Genomic DNA, 9,123 nt, shown 5'->3' with positions numbered 1-9,123 from the left:
ACGTCCCGCTGCCGCTGGCGGAGCTCAACGTCAACGAGGTCTCGCTGAGCCTCGTCAACCGGTACAACCACACCTGGCCACTGGCGATCGAGTTGGTGTCGTCGGGCCGGATCGACGTCAGCGAGCTCATCACGCACCACTTCCCGCTCGCCGAATCCGCCGACGCGCTGACCCTGGCCAGCCGCGTCAAGGACTCGATCAAGGCGGTGATCCACCCGCAGCAGTGACCCTCAAGCCATGACGAGTACTCGGCCTAGACGTCGGCCAGCACGGTGAGGGCGTCGGTGGGCGACACCTGCAAACCGCAACGATCCTTGAAGGCGGCCAGCGGAGCCTGGATGGCACGAAGGTCGTCGGCCTGGTCCGGATGGTCCTTGAAGTAACCGTCGAACTGTCCGACCGCGACGAACGCCGGCTGCCGGGTCGCGTCGATCAGCGCCTCGTTGACGTCGGGATGGGCCGCGAAGTACGTCGAAAGCGACGCCGTCACCGAGCTGATGGTCGTCGCCAGCCCGGCGGCGTTGCAGTCGTCTGCGGCGGAGGCGGCGGGAGCGGCCGCAACGCTAGGCGTCGTCGGTTCCGTGGTCGCCGTGGGTTCGGCAGGGTCGGCGGGATCGGCGCTGGCCGAGGGCAACGTCAGTGCCGCGCAGGCGGCGCCCGCGACGAGCACTCCGAGTGCGGATCGCCGAATCACGGTCTTGGCTGTGATTGTCGGGAAGGCCATGGGCAAATGCTCCTTCGTTCGGCCAACCCCTTATGACTCGGCCACTGCACATGACTTCGCTGGATCTCCGCGCGGTGTTACCAATGTGATGGGCGAGGCCCCTGAGCATCTCTAGCTGGTGCTGGCCAGCGCGAAGGGCAGCACGTCCGGTGCGCCGGCCGCCCGCACCACACGGGCAGCCATCGTCAGCGTCCACCCGGTGTCGGTCACGTCATCGACCAGCAGCACCGGCCCGCCCGCCGTGCCGATCACGGCCGGGTCCGGCGGCAGCCACGACCCGTGCAGCGCGGCGACGCGGTACGCCGAGTTGGCGGCGGTCACGGGCCGGCGTTCCGGTGCATATTGCAGCGTGCCGAGGTCGGTCAGCCTGCCGACTCTGGCGAGTTCGCGGGCCAGCGACGTGATCAGCTTCGGATGGTTGTCCGAGTCGAGCGCCAGCACCGCGGTGGGCCGCGTCGCCCACTCCCAGGACGCCAGCACCTTCACGGCCGCCTGCACGACGTCATCGGACACCTCGCCGTCGGGTTCGTCGAGCAGACGCCGCAACCGGGCGCCCCAGCCGAGGTCCGTCAGCCTGCCGATGACCCGCCCCGGCGAGGGCCCGTCGCCGATGCGTCCGCTCAGGTCGACGCCGAGCTTGCCAAGGCCCGACGGCCACTGTTTGCGCGGGGTGATCTCCACCCCGGGACGCATCAGGCGCTGCCGGGTGTCCTCGGCCGCCGTCGCGTCCACCTCGGCGTCGTAGCGCGATCCCGTGCAGTTGTCGCAGCGACCGCAGCGCTCGCCTTCGGCGAGCTCGGGATCGTCGAGTTGGCCCCGCAGGAAGGCCATCCGGCAGCCGTCGATGGCCTGATAGTCGAGCATGGCCTGCTGCTCGCGCTTGCGGGCCTCGTCGAGCTTGCGGTACCTCGCCTCGTCGTACTCCCATGGCTCACCGGTGCCGATCCAACCGCCCTTGACGCGCCGCACCGCCCCGTCGACGTCGAGCACCTTGAGCACCATCTCCAGCCGCGTCCTGCCGAGGTCGACCAGCGGTTCGAGCGCCGGTGTGGACTGCGGGCGGTCGGGCTCGAGTGCCCGAATGACGTTGCGCACCATCAATTCCGACGGGAACGCCACGGACGAGAAATAACGCCAGACCTCCTGATCCTCGCGGCCGGGCAGCAACACCACCTCGGCACTGGCCGTCGACCGCCCGGCGCGACCGACCTGCTGGTAGTACGCGATGGGCGAGGACGGGGCACCCAGATGGACGACGAACCCGAGGTCGGGCTTGTCGAATCCCATGCCCAACGCCGACGTGGCGACCAGCGCCTTCACCCGGTTGGCGAGCAGGTCGGCCTCGAGTTGTTCACGCTCGGCCGTCTCGGTCGAACCGGTGTAGGCCGCCACCGGGTGGCCCTGCTCGCGCAGCAGTGCCGCGACGTCGTGTGCCTGCGCGACGGTCAGCGTGTAGACGATGCCCGAGCCCGGCAGTGAATCAATGTGTGCGGCAAGCCATGCCGCGCGTTGCGCCGGGTTGCCCGCGTTCACCACCGACAGCCGCAGCGATTCGCGGTCCAGCCCGCCACGCAACACCAGGGTGTCGCGACCGCCCACACCCAGCTGACTGGCCACGTCGTCGACCACGCGGTCGTTGGCGGTGGCCGTGGTGGCCAGCACAGGGACGTTCGTTCCGAGCTCGGCGATCAGCGTGCGGATGCGGCGGTAGTCCGGCCGGAAGTCGTGGCCCCAGTCCGATACGCAGTGCGCCTCGTCGACCACCACCAGGCCGGCGTCGTGCGCCAGCGCGGGAAGGACCTGGTCGCGAAAGTCGGGGTTGTTCAACCGTTCCGGGCTGACCAGCAGGACGTCGAGATCACCACGGCGCACCCGTTCGTGGATCTCGGCCCAGTCGGCGACGTTGCTCGAGTTGATGGTGGCCGCGTGGACGCCGGCCCGCTCGGCGGCCGCCACCTGGTTGCGCATCAACGCCAGCAGCGGCGACACGATCACCGTGGGCCCGTGACCGGTGGCGCGCAGCAGCTTGGCGGCGATGAAGTAGACCGCCGACTTGCCCCAGCCGGTGCGCTGCACCACCAGCGCGCGACGCCGCTGCACGACCAGGGCTTCGATCGCCACCCACTGGTCGTCGCGCAGCACCGCCTGCGGTCCGGCCAACTGCTCGAGGATCGCCTGGGCCTGATCGCGGGTCGCCATGCCGCAATAGTGCCCGCCGGGTCTGACGGCTAGTGATCCAGGCAGCGCCGGAGCGCAGCGGTCAGGTCGTTGGCGCGTCGATCGCGCCCCCCGCCGATCAGGTTGTTGACGTACCCGAAGCCGGTCCGGCTCACGGCGTCGGCGAAGCCGAGGCTGCCGCTCGCACCGTCGTGGCCGAACGACGAGTCCGACAGCAGTGGTCGGTACGGGATGCCGTTGACAAGGAATCCGGTCGAGAAGCGGATGCCAGGCGGATTGAGTGCCGCGTGCCATCCGGGGCCGGCGGAACGCACCTTGACGGCATCGGCGATCGAATCGTCCGTCAGCAGTTGCACACCGTTCACCGAGGACACCGCCGCGGCGTAGATGGTCGCCAGCGCTCGAGCGTCGAGAATGGCATTGGCCGCGGGGATCTGGGCGGAATGCACCGCCGGGGAGTTGAAATCGCCCGCGCAGCCGTCGATCAACGAGAAGGGGAACGCCGCCCCCATCGTGACTGCCCGCACCGCGGTCGCCCTGCCGATTCGCTGCAGGATCTTCGGCAGCACGCGGTAGGCGGTGCGCCGGATCCTCGAGCGAGGGGCATGCATCCGGGCCACCCGGTGCTGCTCGTCGGCGGGCAGCCCTATCCAGGCGTTCACAGCGAGGTCGTCGGCGAGGTAGTCGGCGAGCAGCGCACTCGGCATCTTGCCCGTGGCGCGGCGAAGGATCTCGCCGGTGAGCCATCCGAAGGTCAGCGCGTGGTAGGAGTACGCCGTTCCCGGCGTCCACAGCGGTCGCTGCGCCTCGATGGCCCGGATCACGGGCTCCCAGTTCAGGACGTCATCCAGGGTCAGCACCGCATCGAGGGCCATCAGTCCGGCCCGGTGCGAGAACACGTCGCGAATCACGATGTCCCGCTTGCCGTTCCCGGCGAATTCCGGCCACACCGTGGCGACCGGAGCGTCGAAGTCCAGGAGTCCGCGCTGCTGGGCCAGGTAGCCGCATAGCGCCATCAAGCCCTTGGACACGGAGAAGCCGATCGTCAGGGTGTCGGCCGTCCACGGTGTCGACGTAGCAGCGTCGGCGGTGCCGCCGTACAGGTCGACGACCAGTCGGCCGTCGTGGTACACGGCGCACCCCGCGCCCATCTCGCTGCCCCGGCGGAAATTCTCGACGAACGCGTCGGCGACCGGTCCGAAGCCCTCGTCGGCGAAGCCGGGGAAGGTGATCACGGGCGTCATCCAAACATGGTTAGTACGCGTAGGTGTTGGCCGGCTTGTCGATGCGGGTCACGCTCGCGACCGACATCGTGGGGATGAAGCCGTCGCCGGCCTGCGCCGAACCGGGCAGGATCTCGCCCAGAATCCGCAGCCAGGTGTCGTCGGGATAGCCGGTCGCCGCCGCGGCGCCGGGACCGGTGAGGTGGATGCGGGCGAGTTGCGCGTCGGCCGCGCAGCACACGATGACGACCCGGCCCAGGTCGACGCCGCCGGGGTGGTGCAGCGTGAAACCGGTCAGGGTGATCGACCTGCCATCCAGCGAGTTGGTGGAGTCGGCGGCCGCTCGCATCACCGTCTCCGGCAGTGACACCACGGGCGCGGGTCCAGGCGGCAGCGGAGGGAACGGCCTGCGCTGCGGTGCGCTGACGGCGGCCTGCGGGCTCGCCCCGCGGGCGTCGAGGGCGGGCGGCACCACGAACGCCACCATCGCGATCGGAATCAGCAGCAGCCACGCCAGCCACGGCTGGTGCTTATGACCGTGCTCGTCGTGATCGCCGTCGGCGCCTGCCGCCTGCCGGAGGTCGCGAACCACTGCCACCAGCCCGAGGACGACGAGCACCGCCGCGGCCGCGATCAGCCACGGCAGCAGTCCCGGTTTCACGTAGTTCAGGTACGTGCCCTTGACGAGCATCACCGCGGTGCTCAGCCCGACCAGCAGGAGGACGACGTTCTGGGTGCCCCGGCTCACGTGCCACCACCCAGCAGCGCCAGCCCCACGACCGTCGCGATCACCGTGGCCACCACGAACGTGACGGGGCCGAACCGCACCGCGAACTGGCGGCCGAACATGCCCGCCTGCATGGCTGCGAGCTTCACGTCGAACGCGGGTCCGACGACCAAGAACACCAACCGCGGCACCAGCGGAAGCATCGTCAGGCTGGCCGCCACGAACGCGTCGGCCTCCGAGCAGAGCGCCAGCACGACCGCCAGCAGGCCCATCGTCACCACCCCGATGAGCAGGTTGCCCGCAAGGTGCTCGAAGACCCAGGCGGGGACAAGCACGCGCATCGCCGCCGCGGCGGCGGCCCCCACCACGAGGTAGGACGCGGCCTGCAGGAAGTCGTGGCGTGCCGCCTCGGTGAAGACGGTCCACCGGGACGACCCCTCGGCGGGCGGCTCGGGAAGATCGCGGGTCACCCATTCGTCGCGACCGAAGCGCGACCACAGCAGCCCCATCGCGACCGCGGTGGCCAGCGAGGCCACGCACCGAGCCAGCACCAGCGCGGGCTGGCCGGGAAACGCGACGGCGGTGGCGACCAGCACGACCGGGTTGATCGCGGGCGCCGAGAGCATGAACGTGAGCGCGGCCGCCCCGTTCGTACCCGGGCCGAAGAGTCGACGCGCCACCGGAACGGATCCGCACTCGCACCCGGGTAGTGCGGCACCGCCGACTCCGGCGATGGCCACGGCCAACGCGGGCCTGTGCGGCAACCAGCGCGACAACCGCTCTGCGCTGACGAACGCGGCGATCAGCCCGCTGACGACGACGCCGAGCACCAGGAACGGCAACGCCTGGACGAACACGCCGCAAAACACGGTCGCCGCCGTGCTCAGGTCTGGATCACCGGCCACGAACGCACTCATCGCGCCAGCGGAAACCGCCAGCGCGATGAGGCTCAACAGCAAGATCTCGAGGGAACCGACGCGTCGCTTGTGCTCGGTCGGGACGGCGGTCACCGCCCCATCTTGCCTCCGTTGTCTGTCAGTGGAACCCGTGGGTTAGATCGACTTCAGTGCGTCGGTCACCGCATTCGGCGATACCTGGGTATCGCACTGCGTGGCCAGCTCTGTAACGGGCTGCTGAATCACCTTGAGCTCGTCAGCCACCTTCGGGTTGCCCTCGAAGTAGGTCCGGTAGGACACCTCGGCCTGGCCGGGCGACTGCTTGGAGATGTCAGTCAGCGCCTGGTTGGTGTCGGGATGGGTCTGCAGGTACGTGCTCATGGACAGCGACACCGAACTCTGGGTGGTGGCCATGCCGCTGGCACTGCACTCGTCCGGCGCGGCGTTTGCGCTCGGCATGACGATCGCGGCGGATGCGATGCCTCCCAGCAGGCCACCGGCGAGGACGCCGTACAGGCCGCGACGGGCGGTCATTGTGGTCTTCTTCGAATTCATCGAATGCCTTCCTTTGATCTGCGATGGTTTCATCGCATCCCAAGGCCTAGCCGTTCGATCGCGGACTAAACACTCGCCCGGCGCCGCGGAGCGTCGATCCGCCGCCATCGGCGCAGGACACGCCGTACTAATCGGCGTTTTCAGAAATCTTGGTTAGCCCGGCTAGATTGCCTCGCATGCCGGTGCCGATGTGGCAAACCAGCGGTTACGATCCGTTGACCATGACGCATAGCGCTGAGCCGGACGAAGAGCAGCCAGATGGCCCGGCAGCGCACCCGCAGCCAGATTCAGATGACGCACCGGCCCATCCCAAACCGCGCATCGTGTGGCGCTTGGCCACCGTCGTACCCACGGTGATCTCGATCGTCGCGCTGGGGATTGCGATCTGGGCGCTGACGCGCCCGTCGTCCAACACCCCTCCATCACCAACTGCGCAGCAGATCGCCGAGGCCAAGGGACGTGCGTGCGATGCCTACGGCCGCGTCCGCACCGCGGTCGCCCTGCAAACTGGTGCCGACATGGGCACGGATCCGATCGCGGTGCAGGCAGTCGCTGCCAACGCGCGCTTGGCGATGGCCGTCGGTAGCCAGCATCTCGTCGACAATCTGAATCCTGCAGTTCCGTCCGAGTTGGCTGGATTACTGCGTTCGGTCGCGACCGACCTTCAAGACCTCGCGATCAACGCATTGGCCGGGACCACCGATGGCGACGCCGGCCAGGTCGCGCGCCTCCATGATCTCGAGGCGACCAGCGTGAGAGTCGTCGAGCTGTGCAAGTGAGTTGCCGGGTACGTCCGGCCTAACCCTCTCCGGATCCGTCGGCGCCGGTCGACTCGGTGCCACTAGCTGTCTTGGGGCGGGTGCCGGTGACGGCGCCGATCTCATTCGCGAAGGCGCCGACCCCATTGGTGAAGGCGCCGATCCCATTGTTGAGCGCGTCGGTGACCGGCGTGAACTGAGCGCCTCCGGCAACTCCGGATGTACCGGCGCCAGATGTACCGGTCGGTGTCTTGGCGAGGGGAGCCCCGTTGACCCCAGGTATCACGACCGTTGGCGTCGAGGCGCTCATCCGGGAGGCCTCGGGCATCGGCGTCTCGCTTCCGTCAACGCGGGCCGCCGGTGCCGGATCGCTGACGGCCAGAGGGCTCACGGCCGGAGCGCTGAGTGCCGCCGGAATCGGAAGCCCGCCACCAGGCTGGACCACGCCAGGCGTCGGCGGAGTGAATGGCGCGAACGGGGTGTTGCCAGCGGTCATGTCGGGCGCGAGCGAGAACGAGATGCCAGGCGGACCGAGACTGGTGGTGATGGCGGGCAGGACGTTGAAGTCGAAGGTCATCGGACCAACCTGCGTCGTGGTGTGCAGGCCGCCGGTCCGGAAGTCGTTTGGAGGGCCACCGGTGAAGTTGTCCGAGGTAACGAAGCCCGTGGTGCCGGTGTTGGTGATGACTCCAGGTATTCCGGCTGACCACCGGCCGATGTCAACGGCACTGAAGTTGTCATTCAGACCATTGGGCAGAGGCAGAAGGCCGCCGCCCGGGGCTTGGGTGAAGCCGATGGCCTTGAGGACGTTGAGGTTGAAGAAGGCTGGGCCGACTTGGTTGGCGGTTTGTAGGACGCCGGCGTGGGTGCCGTTTATGGGGTCCCACGCGGCGACGTTGTCGGTGAAGCCCAACGCGCCGGTGCTGCTGGCCAGGCCGGGCACCCCGGTCACCCATTGGTCCATGTCGGTGTAGTTGCCCGTGGCCGTGTTGCTACCGGGCGGCGGTTGGCTGGCACTGAATGCTCTTATCGAGTTGAGATCGAACGCGAGCGGACCCAATTGATTGACGGTCTGCAGGGCGCCATTCCCTGCCACCTGTAGGGCGCCACCGGCGGCAGTCAAAGCGGCGGCAGACAAGTCGACGGCGCCAGCACTGCTGGTCGACGGCCCCGGCGCAACCACCCACGGATAGATCTCGGCGAAGCTGAAGGCCGCAGGCCGGACCTCGGGAATAGCGCGAGGTGCGGGGTTAGCGGTGAACAAACCGGAGTGAGTTAACAGCAACGCCCCCGCACCGACCGCGGCGATGCCAACACTACTGAAACAGCAAACGGTTCTGATCATGATTTCCTCCTCCGACCCCGACGCGGTGACAAAGCAGTGAAGAGCAACACTCCCGTTTCGGCCACCAAGCGATTTATGTCAGCTAATGACAAGAGAGCTTGATTTCGCTTCGCTGATGGTACTACCGATACGCCAACTTTGCTGCCCACAACGCAGAAAATCGCGGAGGCAGTCACCGCCATCGAGGGCCAGCTAGGCCGACGCCGCCGCGTCCTGCTCGCGCTTGATCTCCAGCGCGATGTCGATCAGCTGGTCCTCCTGACCGCCGATCAGCTTGCGCTGCCCGGCCCGGTGCAGCAGCTTGTGCGCCGGCACGCCATAGCGGTCCGCCTGACGGATGGCGTGCTTGAGGAAGCTCGAGTACACCCCGGAGTAGCCCATGACCAGTGCGTTGCGGTCGAGCAGGCACTCGGCGGGCATCGCGGGCCGCACGACGTCCTCCGCGGCGTCGGCGATCTCGAAGAAGTCGATGCCGGTCTTCACGCCGATCTTGTCGAACACGCCGATCATGGCTTCGACCGGCGCGTTGCCAGCGCCCGCGCCGAACCTGCGGGTGCTTCCGTCGATCTGCTTGGCGCCCGCACGCACCGCCTCCACGGAGTTCGCCACGCCGAGGCCAAGGTTCTCGTGGCCGTGGAAGCCCACTTGCGCATCCGACCCCAACTCGGCGACCAGCGCGGCGACCCTGTCGGCCACGCCCTCGAGCACCAGCGCGCC

At 68.4% G+C, this 9,123-nt stretch carries 9 protein-coding genes and 1 pseudogene; 2 read left to right on the top strand and 8 right to left on the bottom strand.

The genetic code is table 11. The features are described from left to right. Positions 1-227 (top strand): annotated as a pseudogene (locus QOC69_RS09535) (NAD(P)-dependent alcohol dehydrogenase); the annotation flags it as partial. A gap of 26 nt (positions 228-253) precedes the next feature. Here the strand turns inward: QOC69_RS09535 and QOC69_RS09530 are convergent. From QOC69_RS09530 to QOC69_RS09505, 6 genes are all read right to left on the bottom strand, one after another. Further along, positions 254-724, bottom strand: a complete 471-nt coding sequence (locus tag QOC69_RS09530) for a hemophore-related protein (protein ID WP_526438723.1) — start codon at positions 722-724, stop codon at positions 254-256. A 111-nt stretch (positions 725-835) separates the two neighbouring features. After that, a complete protein-coding gene (locus QOC69_RS09525; protein ID WP_526438721.1) occupies positions 836-2,923 on the bottom strand; it encodes a RecQ family ATP-dependent DNA helicase in 2,088 nt (695 codons plus the stop codon). 29 nt (positions 2,924-2,952) lie between these two features. Continuing rightward, positions 2,953-4,146: a serine hydrolase domain-containing protein gene (locus QOC69_RS09520; RefSeq protein ID WP_526438719.1), complete on the bottom strand. Its 1,194-nt coding sequence runs from the start codon at positions 4,144-4,146 to the stop codon at positions 2,953-2,955. Between the two features lie 10 nt (positions 4,147-4,156). Beyond that, positions 4,157-4,873: a TIGR03943 family putative permease subunit gene (locus tag QOC69_RS09515; RefSeq protein ID WP_526438717.1), complete on the bottom strand. Its 717-nt coding sequence runs from the start codon at positions 4,871-4,873 to the stop codon at positions 4,157-4,159. Continuing rightward, complete coding sequence (locus QOC69_RS09510; RefSeq protein WP_526438715.1) at positions 4,870-5,862, bottom strand: permease; 993 nt, start codon at positions 5,860-5,862, stop codon at positions 4,870-4,872. Before QOC69_RS09510 ends, QOC69_RS09515 begins: the two co-directional genes overlap by 4 nt. Before the next feature lie 42 nt (positions 5,863-5,904). Then, positions 5,905-6,303, bottom strand: coding sequence for a hemophore-related protein (locus QOC69_RS09505; RefSeq protein ID WP_526438713.1), 399 nt, complete (start codon positions 6,301-6,303; stop codon positions 5,905-5,907). Positions 6,304-6,524: 221 nt separating this feature from the next. On the opposite strand from QOC69_RS09505, the gene QOC69_RS09500 reads away from it, so the two are divergent. Continuing rightward, a complete protein-coding gene (locus QOC69_RS09500; RefSeq protein WP_526438711.1) occupies positions 6,525-7,082 on the top strand; it encodes a hypothetical protein in 558 nt (185 codons plus the stop codon). Positions 7,083-7,101: 19 nt separating this feature from the next. On the opposite strand, the gene QOC69_RS09495 is transcribed toward QOC69_RS09500, so the two are convergent. After that, the gene (locus QOC69_RS09495) at positions 7,102-8,406 is read right to left on the bottom strand and encodes a hypothetical protein (protein ID WP_526438709.1); all 1,305 of its coding nucleotides are present in this window, start codon (positions 8,404-8,406) and stop codon (positions 7,102-7,104) included. Between the two features lie 192 nt (positions 8,407-8,598). Then, positions 8,599-9,123 (bottom strand): 4-hydroxy-2-oxovalerate aldolase family protein (locus QOC69_RS09490; protein WP_526438707.1); only part of this gene is annotated, 525 nt, incomplete at its 5' end.

The organism is Mycobacterium sp. (genome assembly GCF_032162105.1).
In the GTDB taxonomy this organism is placed as follows: domain Bacteria; phylum Actinomycetota; class Actinomycetes; order Mycobacteriales; family Mycobacteriaceae; genus Mycobacterium.
The sequence above is the reverse complement of the archived record's forward strand: the minus strand, read 5'-3'. Positions and strand labels throughout refer to the sequence as shown.

What these genes read in the sequence shown, in the direction of transcription:
- QOC69_RS09495 (WP_526438709.1), bottom strand. Translation starts at nt 8,406, where the DNA reads ATGATCAGAACCGTTTGCTGTTTCAGTAGTGTTGGCATCGCCGCGGTC.
- QOC69_RS09525 (WP_526438721.1), bottom strand. Translation starts at nt 2,923, where the DNA reads ATGGCGACCCGCGATCAGGCCCAGGCGATCCTCGAGCAGTTGGCCGGA.
- QOC69_RS09500 (WP_526438711.1), top strand. Translation starts at nt 6,525, where the DNA reads ATGACGCATAGCGCTGAGCCGGACGAAGAGCAGCCAGATGGCCCGGCA.
- QOC69_RS09520 (WP_526438719.1), bottom strand. Translation starts at nt 4,146, where the DNA reads ATGACGCCCGTGATCACCTTCCCCGGCTTCGCCGACGAGGGCTTCGGA.
- QOC69_RS09505 (WP_526438713.1), bottom strand. Translation starts at nt 6,303, where the DNA reads ATGAATTCGAAGAAGACCACAATGACCGCCCGTCGCGGCCTGTACGGC.
- QOC69_RS09530 (WP_526438723.1), bottom strand. Translation starts at nt 724, where the DNA reads ATGGCCTTCCCGACAATCACAGCCAAGACCGTGATTCGGCGATCCGCA.